This is a genomic window from Floridaenema evergladense BLCC-F167 (assembly GCF_041929205.2).
Classification (GTDB): Bacteria; Cyanobacteriota; Cyanobacteriia; order Cyanobacteriales; family Aerosakkonemataceae; genus Floridanema; species Floridanema evergladense.
In genome coordinates this window covers 5371585-5387376 of sequence record NZ_CM171625.1, presented here as the reverse complement: position 1 = coordinate 5387376, position 15792 = coordinate 5371585, and the positions used below count along the sequence as shown (strand labels likewise).

Annotated in this window: 13 protein-coding genes and 1 pseudogene; 3 read left to right on the top strand and 11 right to left on the bottom strand. The window is 40.6% G+C overall.

Features of this window, described 5'->3' with window-relative positions:
- Positions 1 to 89: 89 nt before the first annotated feature.
- Positions 90 to 404 carry a hypothetical protein gene (locus ACE1CA_RS25975; RefSeq protein ID WP_413278372.1) on the top strand — a complete coding sequence of 105 codons (315 nt, stop codon included), beginning with the start codon at positions 90 to 92 and terminating at the stop codon, positions 402 to 404.
- On the opposite strand, the gene ACE1CA_RS25970 is transcribed toward ACE1CA_RS25975, so the two are convergent.
- The 11 genes and pseudogenes from ACE1CA_RS25970 to ACE1CA_RS25920 form a co-directional block, all read right to left on the bottom strand.
- Positions 394 to 1521, bottom strand: coding sequence for a Gfo/Idh/MocA family protein (locus ACE1CA_RS25970; RefSeq protein ID WP_413278373.1), 1128 nt, complete (start codon positions 1519 to 1521; stop codon positions 394 to 396). The two genes, ACE1CA_RS25975 and ACE1CA_RS25970, sit on opposite strands and share 11 nt — an antisense overlap.
- 4 nt (positions 1522 to 1525) lie before the next feature.
- Positions 1526 to 1993, bottom strand: coding sequence for a DUF4870 domain-containing protein (locus tag ACE1CA_RS25965; RefSeq protein ID WP_413278374.1), 468 nt, complete (start codon positions 1991 to 1993; stop codon positions 1526 to 1528).
- Positions 1994 to 2048: 55 nt separating this feature from the next.
- Complete coding sequence (gene gshB, locus ACE1CA_RS25960; RefSeq protein ID WP_413278384.1) at positions 2049 to 3023, bottom strand: glutathione synthase; 975 nt, start codon at positions 3021 to 3023, stop codon at positions 2049 to 2051.
- 73 nt (positions 3024 to 3096) lie between these two features.
- The gene (gene grxC / locus ACE1CA_RS25955; RefSeq protein WP_413278375.1) at positions 3097 to 3354 is read right to left on the bottom strand and encodes a glutaredoxin 3; all 258 of its coding nucleotides are present in this window, start codon (positions 3352 to 3354) and stop codon (positions 3097 to 3099) included.
- A gap of 518 nt (positions 3355 to 3872) precedes the next feature.
- Complete coding sequence (locus tag ACE1CA_RS25950) at positions 3873 to 4607, bottom strand: PEP-CTERM sorting domain-containing protein (RefSeq protein ID WP_413278376.1); 735 nt, start codon at positions 4605 to 4607, stop codon at positions 3873 to 3875.
- Positions 4608 to 5081: 474 nt separating this feature from the next.
- Positions 5082 to 6794 carry a GTPase HflX gene (gene hflX / locus ACE1CA_RS25945; RefSeq protein WP_413278385.1) on the bottom strand — a complete coding sequence of 571 codons (1713 nt, stop codon included), beginning with the start codon at positions 6792 to 6794 and terminating at the stop codon, positions 5082 to 5084.
- 54 nt (positions 6795 to 6848) lie between these two features.
- On the bottom strand, positions 6849 to 7289 hold the full coding sequence (locus tag ACE1CA_RS25940; RefSeq protein WP_413278377.1) for a tetratricopeptide repeat protein: 441 nt from the start codon (positions 7287 to 7289) through the stop codon (positions 6849 to 6851).
- A 110-nt stretch (positions 7290 to 7399) separates the two neighbouring features.
- Positions 7400 to 9835, bottom strand: a complete 2436-nt coding sequence (locus ACE1CA_RS25935; protein WP_413278378.1) for a tetratricopeptide repeat protein — start codon at positions 9833 to 9835, stop codon at positions 7400 to 7402.
- Positions 9832 to 11171 (bottom strand): annotated as a pseudogene (locus ACE1CA_RS25930) (ATP-binding protein). The gene ACE1CA_RS25935 and the pseudogene ACE1CA_RS25930 overlap by 4 nt, the downstream one beginning before the upstream one ends.
- A 33-nt stretch (positions 11172 to 11204) precedes the next feature.
- On the bottom strand, positions 11205 to 12206 hold the full coding sequence (cofG, locus tag ACE1CA_RS25925; RefSeq protein WP_413278381.1) for a 7,8-didemethyl-8-hydroxy-5-deazariboflavin synthase subunit CofG: 1002 nt from the start codon (positions 12204 to 12206) through the stop codon (positions 11205 to 11207).
- A 92-nt stretch (positions 12207 to 12298) separates the two neighbouring features.
- A complete protein-coding gene (locus tag ACE1CA_RS25920) occupies positions 12299 to 12922 on the bottom strand; it encodes a helix-turn-helix transcriptional regulator (protein ID WP_413278382.1) in 624 nt (207 codons plus the stop codon).
- A 354-nt stretch (positions 12923 to 13276) separates the two neighbouring features.
- On the opposite strand from ACE1CA_RS25920, the gene ACE1CA_RS25915 reads away from it, so the two are divergent.
- Complete coding sequence (locus ACE1CA_RS25915; protein WP_413278383.1) at positions 13277 to 14362, top strand: hypothetical protein; 1086 nt, start codon at positions 13277 to 13279, stop codon at positions 14360 to 14362.
- Positions 14363 to 14563: 201 nt separating this feature from the next.
- Complete coding sequence (gene psbA, locus ACE1CA_RS25910) at positions 14564 to 15646, top strand: photosystem II q(b) protein (protein ID WP_486517481.1); 1083 nt, start codon at positions 14564 to 14566, stop codon at positions 15644 to 15646.
- Positions 15647 to 15792: the final 146 nt, after the last annotated feature.

Here is a 15792-nt window from a genome sequence, read left to right as displayed (position 1 = left end):
AACATCACTTTTGAAGGACAGGCTGCATCACTACTCCTAAAAGAGTTTTACCTGATATTTAGAAAAGTTGAACTAAACAACTAGCAAAAATGATTACCTCTTTTAAAGATTCCCAGGAATCTAAACCAAAATCGTTAAATTCTGCTCAAAAACTTTCTCATAGTCAACTAGAACAAATTCCTGTCCGTTATAAAGGATGGGGAATTAGCACAAAAGTTATCAATGGAAAACTTTGGATACGTTGGCAACATCCCAAGGAAAACTTCCCTCGTTACGGTTGTCCGGTAACTGAGGAAGGTTTGGATGTAACAATTGGTAATGTTAAGTTCTTGATCAACTTAGCCAATAAGCTAGAAGAAGAGGTAAAGAGCAAAGGTTTATGCCGCCTACCTTCTAATTACTAGCTAAAAAAGTTTGTAAATCGGGAACTTCCACCCAAAGACCAGTACCATTGGATTTATGAGCTAAATCCATTAGCAACTGTGAATAAACTCCTTCTGTTAAGGAAGGTGTCTGCGACGCGCTTAATTTAATTCCTTCTATCCATTTATCAACGACTCGGATAAAAGGTGCAATTCTGCCATCAGTGTAACTTTTAGGAAAAGCTAATCTATGGGGTATTTCGACTTCAGAAAGACTTTTTCCTGCGGGTGCAGCTAAGAGACGAAAACCGTGAACATAATCTTTTTGGTTATCGTTACCTAAAACTAGAGTACCGCGATCGCCATAAATTTCCACCCAATGCCCTCGTCCTTGATAAGTCACCGAACTAATACAAATTTGGCAAGGTGTACCATCTGCCAACTCTAGCATCAACATACAGGCATCATCAGCATCAACAGGTTTCATTTCACCTGTGTTGGGGTCGGGACGATCGGGTATAGTGCTAATTAATTTGGCTAATAAGCGACGTACAGGGCCAAATAACCAACTAATATAATCAAAGGCATGGGAAGCTACCGCCCCTAAAGCGCCACCACCCTGAGCTTTTCGTGCATACCAATTCCAAGGGCGCATCGCATCAGCACGACTAGAAACTAACCAATCTATTTTAATTAATCGTTTTTTTCCGACATAACCTTCAGCTAACATTTCTGATAGCATCATCCAAGTGGGTACGAAACGAAATTCAAAATCCATTGTGGCGATCGCACCACGCCTATTCGCCAAATGATATAATTCTCTTGCCTCAATAGCCGTCAAAGTTGTAGGTTTTTCTAATAATAAATGTTTCCCCGCTTGCAACACCTGACTCGCCATTTCATAATGTAAAAATGGCGGCGTGGAAATACTCACAGCTTGTACTTCCGGCAAAGCGACAATCTCTTCAATAGAAGTACAACCATGAGGAATATTATATTTAGATGCGATCGTTTTTGCCTTAGCCAAATCGCGATGATAAACCGCAACAACCTTAGTATTCGGATTTTCTTGTAATCCCGGAATATGGACTTTTTCGCCAAATCCAGTTCCTACAACAGCAACACCAAGTTTTGAATTTTCGGCAGATGCTACAGACATGAACTTATCTCAAAAAACGAATAGTTAAAGGATAACGGTAAAATTCACCTTTTTTGGCTTTGAGAGCGGCATTGATTACTAAAATCAATTGAGCAATAGCTAGAATTATAGCCAGTAAAAAGCTTAATCCCACCAAACCCAAACCAAACAAAGTGCCACCAGCTTGAGCATCAGTTGGTTGATCGGGTGCCGTAATTAGAGTTAATCCAATAATGACACCCACCACTATTAGAATCAATGCCAGGATAAAATTATAGAGCGTAAAAGAAAGCTGAAAATTGAGCGATTCTTTTCCTTGTTCATCAATAAACTCGTGGTCTTTTCGCTTGTACAACCAAACAAGTAAAGGCCCAACTATATTGAGTACAGGAAAACTTAAGCCAACAAACATTAAAGGTATCCAAATTAGGGAAGAAAGATGCGTCCACATTCCCCAGTTTAGAACTTCTTGACTCTCATTATTTTGTCTCATGGCTAATAGTTCCAGAGAATTAACTCAGCATTTATCTGATTTAGTTAAGCCAACTTTAGCATTTCTTCTTGGTGTGTTGCTCTATCCATTGAATCACTTGATAACCGAGTTGAGTACCGCTGAGTCGGTCAACTTCTCGCACACCTGTAGGACTGGTAACATTTACTTCTGTAAGGTAGCCACCAATTACATCAAGACCAACAAAAATTAAACCATCTTTTTGTAACACAGGAGCGACTTGGGCGCAAATTTCCAGTTCGCGATCGCTAATTTCCGTCGCCACAGCTTGACCACCCACAGCCATATTACCCCGAAATTCCTTACCAGTAGGAACGCGATTTACCGCCCCAATTGGTTCACCATTAAGTAAGATAATCCGTTTATCTCCTTCCTTAGCAGCGGGTAAATATTCTTGCACCATTACCGGAACTCGACCTTGTAAAGTGCTCAGTTCTATTAAAGAATTGAAATTGCGATCGCCACCTTCCAAAAATAAAATACCTTCCCCCGCCTTACCTCCCAAAGGTTTAAGAACTCCCGCCCCTTTTTTGTCCACAAATTCCCGAATTACCAATTTATCTGGAGTAACAATTGTTTCTGGTATTGCCTCAGTAAACTGAAGCGCATACATTTTTTCATTAGCCGCTCTAATGCCTTTCGGAGAATTAATGACTAACGTTTTTTCTGGGTTAATGTAATCAAGAATATAAGTAGCATAAAGATAAGGAATCGTCACAGGTGGATCTGTTCGCATAAAAACAGCATCCATAGTTTCTAAAGTTTGAAAAACACTTTCTCCCAATTCAAACCAAGGCTGAGTAATTAACCAACGTCCATCGACTAATTGTACCGGAGTCAGTTGTACCCTTTGTAAAATTGCCCAAGCTTGACCATTAACCACACTTAAACTTTCAGCTTGCGTAATCCAAACGTCATGACCCAATTGTTGAGCAGCTTCCATGAACGCTACGCTGGTATCGTGACCAGGGTCTAACTTTTGAATTGGATCAATGATAAAAGCAAATTTCATCGTTTTGTTATAAGTCATTGGTCATGAGTCATTGGTCATTGGTGATTTACAACCAATGACCAACGATTAAAGACTATACCAGGAGTGGGTCGAGTTTACCTGCTCCATCTAAAGCATAAAGGTCATCACAACCGCCGATATGCTGGTCATCAATGAAAATTTGGGGTAAAGAACGTCGTCCGTTAGCACGTTGAGCCATTTCATCCCGTGCTACTTCGTCCCCATCAATGCAGTATTCAGTAAACTCAACTCCCTTTTTGTCCAGCAAAGCTTTAGCACGAATGCAGAAGGGGCAAGTACTCCAGGTGTAAATTTCTACGTTAGTAGCCATAATATCCTAATAATGTTAAGTAATATTACTATCCTAGTGTAAAGATTGTCAGCCCTTACTAAAAAAGCTCCTTACAAGCTTTTTTGGTACTTAGTAAAAAATTAGGACTAAAAGCAATCTCATGCTTCTAGTCCTAATTACTACCCAAATAAAGGAAACTTAGGAGAATTTAATTACCATACTAAATTTTTGCTTGAGATGCGATCGCCTGACGATCGGGATTAGTTAATCTTTAACTTAACAAGACTCTGCCGTACTTGTGATACAAAACCCTAGCTGAGCATGGCAGAAAAATTGAGCAGCTAAAATTCTCTTTTCCTCCTAGTTTCCTTGTCCCGTCATTCACCAGAGACGAGCGAAGATTTCTGCCGCATTGCGCTATTACAAGGAAACTGGGGAACAGAGATTGGAATTCCTTGTAGACTAAGCACTTCGCTAATTAATTAGGTTTACTTATCACCATGAATACGGGAGAGCCAAGTTGGTAGCCATTTAATTCTTAGATATATCTCTATCTTTTAAGCTTTTTTCCAAACTTTATTTCTTTTGGAGAAAAGCCCTAATCCTGCCGCTACACCGAGTCCAATTACTGTAGTAGGTTCGGGTATTTTTCTGGTGTAGTTGTAAGAAATCTTAACTCCTGCACCAGCTTTTGTATCAACATAAGAGCGCATATTACCCGGGCCTCTAACGTTTGATGTAGCTTCGGCTGAGAAAGAATAGTTGACAGTTCCGGTACCAACGAAAGAGGTCAATTCAGAACCAGTATAAGTTTTGCTTCCAGAGTCTTCAGCTGTTAGTCCTTCAAGGGTTTTACCAGAAGTGCCAGCATAATCTGTGCTGCCATCATACCTGGTGACATCGTAATTGTAAAACTGTTGCGGATTTAAGGATAATAAAGAGTTACCGTCAGCATCATTTAAGGTTAGCAAACCGGAAAGATCGACAGTGATGGTACTCGCTGTTGCATTTCTACTTTCAAAGCCTGCATTTCCTTGAATCAATCCATCAAATTCTAGAATGGCACTGTTGAGGGTACCATAAGATGAATTAAATTGTGGCAGAAACAATGGTGCATTAAAGATGTCTGTCCAATCAGGAGCCAATTGAGTAAAGCAAGTGCGAGTAGCATCGTTTCCAATCCCATCAACAGTAGAACAAGTAAAGTCGTAGGCTTTGGCGACTCCACTGGTTGCTACAATTCCCAGTGATGCAGTAATAGCAGCGATCGAACTAATAAAAGCAGCTTTCATTTTTTTTTCAAACCTCTACATTTCTACCATAGTTTGATTTTCCTAATTTTGGCATCCTTTTAATTTTAAAGAGTTAATAAATTATTCTCCATCTCTATACGTGAATTTACTTACTCAAAACTTACGAACTAAAAAAATTTTAAATTTTCTATTTTTTGTTTATGTGAGGCGATCGCGTAAAAAAATATCGCTACCCACAAATTTCGATTAGCCACACAAAAGACTTGTTCAGGTAAGTTGTTCGCTGTCTTCACTCTAATGATAACTGGGCTTGGAGTACTGAAGCGCAAAAACTTACGTAACTAGCAACTTACGTTAACTATATTTACTGCATAAATTGAAAATAGTTTTCTATCAGTAAGTTTGCGTAAATAGCGATTTTTTAATTAGATCGAGACTTAAGTATGTGAGGAATTTAAAAACCCCGTCCTCTTATTGTGAGGCGGGGTAATTCATAGATGGTAAAAAAATAATTCAATGATGAACAAGAGCGTAATTAACTAATAAAGCGAGTCGCTGACGCAGTGTTTCTAATCCTAAGCGATCGCTTGCGGAAATGAACACTGCTTGGGGGAACTCTTCTTGGGCTAAGGCGAGGGTGTCGCTGTCTACTTGGTCAATTTTGTTAAAAGCAATTAAAGCGGGACCCGGAGTAATGGGCATTTCTGACAAAATAGCCATTACGGAACGAATCTGACTTTGCCACGCGGGATGGGAAAGGTCTACCAAATGCAGTAAAGCGTCTGCTTCGGTGACTTCTTCCAAGGTGGCGCGGAAAGCATCCATCAAAGCTGGGGGTAGTTCGTGAATAAATCCTACTGTATCGGTGAGGACGATCGCCATTTGTTCCCCAGTATCCGCATTGGGAATCATCAAGCGTCGAGTAGTAGGATCGAGGGTGGCGAACAGTTGGTCAGCGGTGTAAACTTGGGCGTTAGTCAGTGTATTCAACAGGGTAGATTTGCCTGCGTTAGTGTAACCAACTAAAGCTACTGAGGGAACTTCTTTATGCTGACGGTTTTGCCGTAGTCTGGATCTATGTGCTTGTAATTGGTTCACTTCTTGTTGTAAGCGGGCGATACGACGTTGAATAGCCCGACGTTCGGTTTCTAATTTTGTTTCACCGGGACCGCGAGTTCCAATACCACCACCCAACCTAGACATTGCTTGTCCTCTACCTGTGAGTCGAGGCAGCATATATTCTAACTGGGCGAGTTCTACTTGTAATTTCCCGGCTCCAGATTGGGCTCTTTGGGCGAAGATATCTAATATTACTTCAGTACGATCGACTACGCGCACGCCAATTTGGGTTTCCAGGTTGCGAACTTGTCCGGGTGAGAGGTCGCGATCGAATACAATTAAGTTTGCTCCCAACGTTTGAGCACTCAGGGCAATTTCTTGCACCTTACCTTCACCGACAACGGTTTGAGGATGCAAACGGGAACGCTTTTGCTTGATAGTCTGCAAAACTTCTCCGCCTGCGGTGTTGACTAACCTTGCCAATTCATCAAGAATATTCTGAAATTCCTGTGGCTTGAGGTTGTCTGTTTGCAAACCTACAATCAAAACGCGATCGTGATCTAAGTCTACGTCTTGGGCAACAAATTCTCTTTGGAATTCTGCTTCTAAGTTTTCGACTAATTCCAAAAAGTCTTGTTTGCTTAACAAGTCTAAACTCATCGGTGAAGAAACTGTCCAAGCAGCTTGTCCGTTGAGTTCGTGCTTTTCTCCCGCGTGAGGGAGGAGGTGCGCTAAATAGGTTGCTTTAATATAACCTGTTGCGCCACCGCCTCGGCGTTCAAACCCTTCTTCTGTAAAGGTGAGACTGACTAAAGCATCTAAGCGTTGAATCGCCATTGCTGTCAAGTCTGCTTCACCTGGCGGTTCGCTTTTCTGTTGCGTGGCGATGCAACGAATACCACTGAGTCGTTCTGCACCATAACGGGGTAGTTCCAAAGGTGGAATTTGCGTTTGTCTGGGTGTTCCCACTCCGACGCGAATTACTTGTCCCCGACGGTTAATATAGGTACAGACTGGTTGGTTAATTTCGGCGCTAATGGCACCTAACCGCTGGGCGAATTCTGCGGTGGTGATGCGATCGCCCGGAAGACGTTGGTGATACAGTCGTTCTAGCTGCTTAAGTTGACTAGATTTTAGACCCTGAAGGTTTCCGTAAATCGTTTCTATAGGACTTCCTTACCAGTAACCTGGCTGCGAATGGGTATTTCCTATTTTAATCAATCACGACTGGAAACTGTGTTTGTTGAAGAAGTCGAAGAATTTCCACACTTTCGTTCGCCAAGGGGATGGTTCTTTTCGCCCCATTGCTTTTTCGTAACTCAGGTAAGCTTCTTGTTGACGACCTAATTTAGATAATGCTGCACCGCGAAATGTCCAAGCTTCGCTATCGTTGGGTTTAATTTCTAATGCTTGGTTACAACTGTTGAGGGCTTCTTTATAACGCTGTAGGTGAATTAACACAACTCCTCGAAATACCCAAGCGGCGCAGTTTTGCGGTTGTAGTTCTGTAGCTTTGTCGAAACTGGCTAATGCTTCTTCATAATGACCTAAGTTAGCGAGTGCATCTCCTCTGTCATACCAAAGTTGGCTATTTGCTGGGTTTGTCTGCAAAGATCGATCGCACTTTGTCAACTGTTCTTTATAAGTCTTATCATTGGTCATAAAATTTCTATAACTAAAATTTTGGTATAACTATTATACAAATGTGGCTTCTTGGTTACAAGGTGCGATCGGCTTTTTAAGTATTTGTAATCATTGTTTAGCACCATTGCTTAATCTAACTTTGCAATTTTGCTAATTTGAGCTAGGACTCTTTTTGCTTGGACTTTGACCGCCTTTTGTAAGCTTTCTATTGAGTGAATTAAATCACCTTGCAAAGCATAACAACAAGCTTTGTTGTACCAAGAATTATCATCGTTTGGATTCAATTTTATAGCTTGGTCATAAGATGAGATCGCCTCTTCGTAGCGTCGTAATTTATATAGCGCATTTCCCCGGTTGTACCAAGCTTTATCATCATTCGGGTTCAATTTTACAGCTTGGTCATAAGATGAGATCGCCTCTTCGTAGCGCCCTAAATTACCTAGTGCAATCCCCCGATTATTCCAAGCATAGTGATAGTCTGGTTTGAATTTTACAGCTTGGTCGTAAGAAGCGATCGCTTCTTCGTACCGTTCTAAATGATTCAAGGCATTGCCTCGACAATACCAAGCTGAATCGTAGTCAGGATTAACTTTCAAAGCTTGGTCGAAACTAGTAATAGCCTCTTCATACCGTGCTACATTATTTAACGCCATGCCTCGGTAGTACCAAGCTAATAAAATGTTTGGATTCAATTTCAAAACTTGGTCATAACTAGGGACAGCCTCTTCATAGCGTTTTAAAATAACTAGCGCACAGCTTCGGAGATACCAAACCGAGTCATTGTCTGGATTAATTTTCAAAGCTTGATCATAACTGGAAATAGCTTCTTCGTAGTGTTCTAAATCATACAACGCATCGCCTCGGTAGTACCAAGCTGAGTCATGGTTTGGGTTAATTTTCAAAGCTTGATCATAATTAGCAATTGCTTCTTCGTAATTTCCTAAAATAATTAGCGCATTGCCTCGACGGTACCAGGCTGAGTCATTATCAGGATTAATTTGTAAAGCTTGGTCATAATTAGCAATTGCTTCCTCGTAACGTTCTAAATAATGCAATGCGCTACCTCGGTTGTTCCAAGCTAAGTCATTGTCAGGATTCATTTTCAAGGCTTGATCGAAACTGGAAATTGCTTCTTCATAACGTTCTAAATTATGTAGCGCACTGCCTCGGTTGTTCCAAGCAAAGTCATGGTTAGTATTAATTTTCAAAGCTTGATCATAACTGGCAATTGCTTCTTCATAACGTCCTAAATTATGTAAGCTATTCCCTCGAAGATACCAGGCTGAATCATTGTCAGGTTTATTTTTCAAAGCTCGATCAAAACTGGCAATCGCTTCTTCATTGCGTTCTAAATTATGTAGCAAAATACCTCGGCGATACCAAGCTAAGTAATTGTCAGGATTAAGTTTTAAAGATTGGTCATAATTAGCAATTGCTTCTTCGTAACGTTCTAAATCATATAGTGCACTGCCTCGGTTGTTCCAAGCTAAGTCACTGTCAGGATTAATTTTCAAAACTTGGTTGTAACTATCAATTGCCTCTTCATAGCGTTCTAGATAATATAGTGCATTGCCTCGGTTGTTCCACACTGAATCATCGTTCGGATTAATTTTCAAAACTTGATCGAAACTGGCAATTGCCTCTTTGTAGTGTTCTAAATCATATAGTGCATTGCCTCTGTCGTACCACACTGAATCATCGTTCGGATTAATTTTCAAAGCTTGGTCAAAACTGGCAATAGCCTCTTCGTAGTGTCCCAGATGCCGCAACAAAACACCTCGGAGATACCAGATTGAGTCATTGCCTGGATCAATTTTCAAAACGTCGTCGTAACTAGCAATAACTGCTTCATAGTTTTTAGTGGCCTCAAGCAAAAATGCCAATTTAATCAGTAAATTAGCCTGGTAATTACTTGTTTGATGCTCTTCTTTAAGCAATTCTTGAATTTCCAAAATTTTCTGACATACTTCTTGAGAAGTGAAGCTAAGATACTTTTGATAATCTGCTTCTTCAATAATCCTAAGAGATTCTTTTTCGACAATCTTTTTATCAGTGGGAAACTCAAATACACCAGAACGCCAGTCAAAAAAATCTGGCGCACGCCGGATAAAATACTTCAATCCAAACAAAGGTAAAATAAACACGAAACAGATATTAAAATTATCTCTAAACCGTTCGCGCTGTAAATTCAAATGTCCCAAAACACGGGGAACACTGTCCAATTTGTAATAATCACCTTGACCGCCATAACCCGGTTTAATATAATCAACAAAAGACTTTTCTATACCAGTTATAAAGAGAATATTGATTTGGTCTTTGTTCGGCAAGCTATCAACAATTTCATACAAATTATCAATTGATTGTTTTAATGGCAAAACTTCAATATTTTTCTTAGGAATATCTTGGCGAACTTTTTCAATCAACCTTTCTCCCTCTGCTGGAGAACAGCGAACAAAGAGCAATCCAAAACCGTCCGTCCAGTTTAGAGAACGTACTAATGCTTCATATTCTTCTTGAGGGTCTGCTGGTAAATCTTTGTCCCAATCAATTAAAGTTTCTGTCATGATATTTGCTCACAAGCTTCTTGAAATTCTTCAATTCCCTTAATTAAAGGATGCACGTCGTACCAACGTTTAATTTCATCTCCATCTAAATAGCGGTATTCCAAAAGACAGCGATTAAACAACAAACCGCGATGTAAATCATCATTTATAATGCGTTTAGAATAACAAACATTAGCTAACGCTTGCCATTGATTCTCTTGAACTGTACGGCGATAGGTATCTCGCGCTTCCGTAATTGCACGTTGTACAGCTTTCACAGGAATGGGTAACTCATCAGTGCGTTTAATCGCTGCTCTGAATAACAATAATAGCTCTCTGACATGACCACCGCTCATTAAGCATATTTGCTCTAAAGTTTGTGGACTATCAAAAATTTCTGTCTCCAAAACACGATTAGAAATTACTTGATTAACTCGTTTAGCAATCACTTCTTTGAGTTTATTCAATCCTGGTTGATGAATAATATTATCTGGAGTTTGTACCATAATCATTGGTAACACTCGGTCATCACCGTAGTTAGTTCGCAAATCTGCTGCTTTTTGCGAATAAAGCATAGAAATTGGTACAGTATAAACCAAATGACAATCTAATGCTTTCAGTTGTTCGTGGCGGTCTAAAAAAATATGGTCGTGATTGCTACGTCCATCTTCTTGAATTACAGGTACAATGCGATCCAAATTATCAGCAATTACTAGCAATTGAGAATATTTTTCCGGTAGATTCTGTTTTCCTTCTCCAATGAACTCGTTTAACGCTTTAATCAAAGTTGTAGTATGAGGATCAATGCGTTCCTAATTTTTTGCCGCACACTGGGTACTGCTCTTAAATTCGCTGTTAGCTTGGCAAACTGATGTAATTGTGCCTCTACGCTCAAGCTTTCTAGAGATACTTCTGTTAATGCTAAATCTCTTAAATCATCCCAGCGATCTGTCAACCAATTTAGCAAAGGTTGCGGATTTGCGCTGTTTTTTAATCCATCTAATAAATGTCGGGTACAAGCTAAGAGAATATCAGTATACTGAGCATCTTCTGGATCAATATCTTCTTCATCAGCAGCAAAATAGATCACAAAGTAACCTTTACTGTCCAAATCCTGCTGTAATCTTAACAATTCTGTTGATTTTCCTGCGCCTCGATGACCAGAATAGAGTTGACAGGTAAGCCGTTCAGAGAATATGATTTCTCTGCCTAACTCCTCCAGAATATCGCCATCACCTCGTACTTCCCGACAATCTACATACTTTGGATCGCCTGCGGGTAATGGTCGAAATGGGTCAAAGGAGTTGAAAAGTTTTTTCAATATCTCTAAATCGGGAATCTCTAAATCGGGAGTCATTAGTGAAATTTCTTTATCAGGAACCTATACTACTTAAAGTATAACTGATGAGCCTGGAATAAAATCAACCGACTGAATAGTATTTCGCCACCGCTTAACACTAATTTGCAATTCCTCGGATAACCAATCATCATACTGCGGATATACTGGCAAACGTGGCACTAATTCCCAACTCGCTGGTTGCAAAATTTGAGTTAATTTCTGATAATGGGGGTGAGGATAATCGGGATTTACTTCATCTTTTGGCCCGATTCCACCTAAATCTCTAGCACCTGCATCTAAACAAGCTAATAATAATTCTGGTTGTTGGACTAAGTTGGGGGGAATTTGAATCGTAATTTCTGGAGGTAAAATTTGTTTGGCTTTGGTGATTATTTCGGGTAATAAATGATTATCGAAAGCGGGGAATTGCCAGGTTTGTTGAGTTCCGGGACTGTGGGGTTGGAGAATTACTTCTTGAATGTTTCCCCAGCGTTGGTGGATTTTGGCGATCGCCTCCAAACTCTCCCACCAATCAGATGAATTTTCCCCAATTCCCAACAACAAACCAGTAGTAAAAGGAATTTTTAACTTTCCGGCAAATTCTAATTGTTTTAATCTTAATTCAGGTAATTTACTGGGTGCGTTTTTGTGAACTGTGTTTAATAAACTGGGTGTTAATTGTTCTAGCATTAAACCCATTGAAACATTGACATTTTTTAATAGTGCCATTTCAGCAAAAGTTAATGGCCCAACATTAGTATGTGGTAAAAAGCCTAAAGAAAGTGCTAATTTGCATAGGTTGTAAATGCGATCGAACCAAGCTTTTCTCAAAGCTGAGTTGGGATGTACTTCGCCGCTAAGAATCAAAATTTCACAAACACCTGTATTTTGCAGAGACTTTAATAAATTTTCCCCATCAGTAAGAGTTAACCAAGGACTTTTACCTGGGTCTGTGCGAAAATTGCAGTAAGTACAGCGGTTAAAACATTCATAAGTAGGGACGATCGTATAAGCAGGACTGTAAGTGATTTGGCGGGAAGTAGAAGCTGACATAAATTAAATTTTTACTGATGATTGACGGCTAATTAATTTTAGCTAAACTCCCAAGACTGGTGAGACTTACCCTTCCCCATTTTGCCAAACACTTACTCCTCATTGCTATCTTTTACTTGATGCCAGCGTTTTTTGGCATAGATATTTTTAACATGAGTTTTGACGGTGTTTAAACTGATATGCAGCTTTTCGGCAATGTCTTGATAGCTGTATTCTTGACGTAGCAGCGACCAAATTTCGACTTCGCGATCGGTTAACTGATACTTTTGCTGCTCGAATTGTAAATCTTCTTGCAGAATTTGATGGCGATTTTCTAAGAAAATCAAAATCTGCTGATTTTCACTTGCAGGTAAATTAGCATCAGTAATACCTAAATTTACCCAACTGGCACGAATCCGAATTGTTTGCTGTTCAGCAGTTGAACATTCGGTAACGATCGCTTGTTGATAATCTATACCCTGTTTAATTAACCGATAACAAATTTCGGAAATTTCTAAAGGTAAAATGCTTAAATGGCGATCGCCAACCGTCAATTTTTGGCTAATTTCCTTAGCTTGTTGATTCATGTAGATGGGTTTTACATGGCGCGAAATTACCATCATACCTTCCCTTAATGAGTCAGCTAAAGCCATCCAAGGAGAATTAAATAATCCGTTTGTAACAATGTTAATTTCTTGAGATTTTTCTAGATTAACAGTCAGTGAATGAGCGTTCATAATTGCTTTCTCTCTCGCTATGCGCCCATTCTCACTTTGCTAAAAGTGAAGGTGCAATGAGTAAACTGTTGAGATCACCAGTCTGGAGAAGTCATATCGTAGCGGCACCAATTAGGTGAATCAACCTGAAGTAGGGTGAAGTTTTTCTGTTAAACTGAAAGTTAATGGAGCCAGAAAACCCAAAAAATAGAATGCAAAAACTGAAGCTACTATCTAGCCCTGCTTTGGGATATGGTTTTCTGGCATTTGTAACCAGTTTTATTGCTTCTATCAAAATTTTCGGCTTCCTAGTCGAGAAATGCCTCACCCTTTTGGGTGCTTATGCAAAAAACTACCTGATTCACTTTACTCACTATGAGCCCAGAATACCTAGAAAAGTGGTTTCCGATCGAACAGCAGCGTATTTATATTTCTATGCTAGTGAAGCGGGGGAGTGGACTTACTAAGCGCAGGGCTGAATATTTTGTTCGCTTGTGGGCGTACTTATTGCTGAAACAGTCGCAAGAGTCAGGTCGCCGCTTGGTGCAACCTTTGACAAAATTAGAATTGCCGCAAGGATGGGTAGCTTGTACGCACAGGGAAGCAGCGGAACTATTTTATAGTGAAAAAGACCGGGGTGGCGATCGGGCTGCGGGGATGATGATCGATCAATTAGCCGCACTCGGCTTAATTGAAAAACAATTTGATGGTAACACTACTTGCATTCAAATTATGCCCTGTTCGGAACTGCTCGATCCTCCGCAGCAAACCGAAGTAGTGAAATTAATCATAGATGATTTTAATCCTAGAACTGATGCGGTTCCAGTTGCTAATTTGATCGATCGCCATTACGTGCAAACAGCGAAAGACGCAACCGCTACTCCTCATCAAATTACCCAAGTATTACGCAATTGGGCAAAGCAATATTCCACCGGAATGCGCGTGTTGCGACGCAGTGACAACTTACATCCAGTGGGAATTTACATTGTTTACCCAACTGTAAAGGAATCAGAAGCAAACTTCTTTCTTCCTCCCGGAAAAACTCGTTTCTTTACTTCCGATATGCAAAATGAGCCTTTTAAAATGACTGTTCCTGGAGATGAAGATTGCAGTTCTGCCTTTCTAAGAGCTTGGCTGATCGATAATCCATATATTGAGTATGATACAATCTGCGATTTTGCGGAAGACTTACAGAGAACTTTAGTAAAGGTGCAAGTTGATTTTCCCAATCTCTGCGATTTATATAGCGTGGCAATTAATCCGCTCTCTGGGGAGTTGGCTAGAGTTTTCGGATTTCAAAGAACTTACCAAGATGCTCAACGCCCAATTTATCGTACTTATATTCCGATCGATCGCTTCCTAGCTTTGAATGTACGCCAAACTCTCTCCGGTCTGAAACTTCAACCTACCTCAGAAAAAGCAAAAAAGGAAACTGTTCCTAGTGCAGTGCGCCGGAAATAGTCATCAGACAGATGCCCAACTTCTTCAAGAATTCGGGCATCTGCATAGTATAAGCGATTCTAATAGGTATCATAAAATTAAACAATTCAAATAAATTGTCACAAGTACTTTACAAATCTCAACAAAAGCATTAATGTATATTCAAGCGGGTAAACAAACCGCCCTGAACCTCGAAAATCAAATCATCGCAATTATCCAACAATGACCACAACCATTCAAAGTCGCGAAAGCGCTAACGTCTGGGAACGGTTCTGCAACTGGATCACCAGCACCGAAAACCGCTTATACATCGGTTGGTTCGGCGTATTGATGATCCCCACCTTGCTAACCGCAACCACTTGCTTCATCATCGCATTCATCGCAGCACCACCAGTAGACATCGATGGTATCCGCGAACCCGTAGCTGGTTCCTTAATCTACGGAAACAACATCATCACTGGAGCAGTTGTACCTTCATCTAACGCGATTGGCTTGCACTTCTACCCAATTTGGGAAGCAGCCAGCTTAGACGAATGGCTGTACAACGGTGGCCCATACCAGTTGGTAATTTTCCACTTCTTGATCGGTGTATTCTGCTACATGGGTCGTCAGTGGGAATTGTCGTACCGCTTAGGGATGCGTCCTTGGATCTGCGTAGCGTACAGCGCACCAGTATCGGCTGCAAGCGCAGTATTCTTGATCTACCCATTGGGTCAAGGTTCCTTCTCTGATGGAATGCCTTTGGGAATCTCTGGAACATTTAACTTCATGTTCGTGTTCCAAGCAGAGCACAACATCCTGATGCACCCCTTCCACATGTTAGGTGTGGCTGGTGTATTCGGCGGTTCCTTATTCTCCGCAATGCACGGTTCTTTGGTGACATCTTCCTTGGTGCGTGAAACCACCGAAACCGAATCTCAAAACTACGGTTACAAGTTCGGACAAGAAGAAGAAACCTACAACATCGTAGCAGCACACGGCTACTTCGGTCGTTTGATCTTCCAATACGCATCCTTCAACAACAGCCGGAGCTTGCACTTCTTCTTAGGTGCATGGCCTGTAATTGGTATCTGGTTCACCGCGTTGGGTGTAAGTACAATGGCATTCAACCTCAACGGTTTCAACTTCAACCAATCCGTAATTGACTCACAAGGTCGCGTGATTGGAACCTGGGCAGACGTACTGAACCGCGCTAACTTGGGTATGGAAGTAATGCACGAGCGCAACGCTCACAACTTCCCTCTCGACTTGGCTTCTGCTGAAGTTGCTCCTGTGGCTTTGAGCGCTCCTGCGATCAATGGCTAAGGTTTTGAGATAATTAATCTTTAACAAAAAAGCGTCTTCTCACAACGAAGGCGTTTTTTTGTTTTGAGCTTTGTCGGGATTGGCTTAAAATTAATTGTTCTTAATTCTTGGAATATTATGGTTAGAATATTATGGTTATTACTCTG

Excerpts from the sequence above, each read along its gene's own strand:
- cofG (WP_413278381.1), bottom strand. The coding sequence starts at position 12,206 with ATGTCAGCTTCTACTTCCCGCCAAATCACTTACAGTCCTGCTTATACG.
- ACE1CA_RS25920 (WP_413278382.1), bottom strand. The coding sequence starts at position 12,922 with ATGAACGCTCATTCACTGACTGTTAATCTAGAAAAATCTCAAGAAATT.
- ACE1CA_RS25975 (WP_413278372.1), top strand. The coding sequence starts at position 90 with ATGATTACCTCTTTTAAAGATTCCCAGGAATCTAAACCAAAATCGTTA.
- gshB (WP_413278384.1), bottom strand. The coding sequence starts at position 3,023 with ATGAAATTTGCTTTTATCATTGATCCAATTCAAAAGTTAGACCCTGGT.
- ACE1CA_RS25965 (WP_413278374.1), bottom strand. The coding sequence starts at position 1,993 with ATGAGACAAAATAATGAGAGTCAAGAAGTTCTAAACTGGGGAATGTGG.
- psbA (WP_486517481.1), top strand. The coding sequence starts at position 14,564 with ATGACCACAACCATTCAAAGTCGCGAAAGCGCTAACGTCTGGGAACGG.
- ACE1CA_RS25935 (WP_413278378.1), bottom strand. The coding sequence starts at position 9,835 with ATGACAGAAACTTTAATTGATTGGGACAAAGATTTACCAGCAGACCCT.
- grxC (WP_413278375.1), bottom strand. The coding sequence starts at position 3,354 with ATGGCTACTAACGTAGAAATTTACACCTGGAGTACTTGCCCCTTCTGC.
- ACE1CA_RS25970 (WP_413278373.1), bottom strand. The coding sequence starts at position 1,521 with ATGTCTGTAGCATCTGCCGAAAATTCAAAACTTGGTGTTGCTGTTGTA.
- ACE1CA_RS25950 (WP_413278376.1), bottom strand. The coding sequence starts at position 4,607 with ATGAAAGCTGCTTTTATTAGTTCGATCGCTGCTATTACTGCATCACTG.
- ACE1CA_RS25915 (WP_413278383.1), top strand. The coding sequence starts at position 13,277 with ATGAGCCCAGAATACCTAGAAAAGTGGTTTCCGATCGAACAGCAGCGT.
- ACE1CA_RS25940 (WP_413278377.1), bottom strand. The coding sequence starts at position 7,289 with ATGACCAATGATAAGACTTATAAAGAACAGTTGACAAAGTGCGATCGA.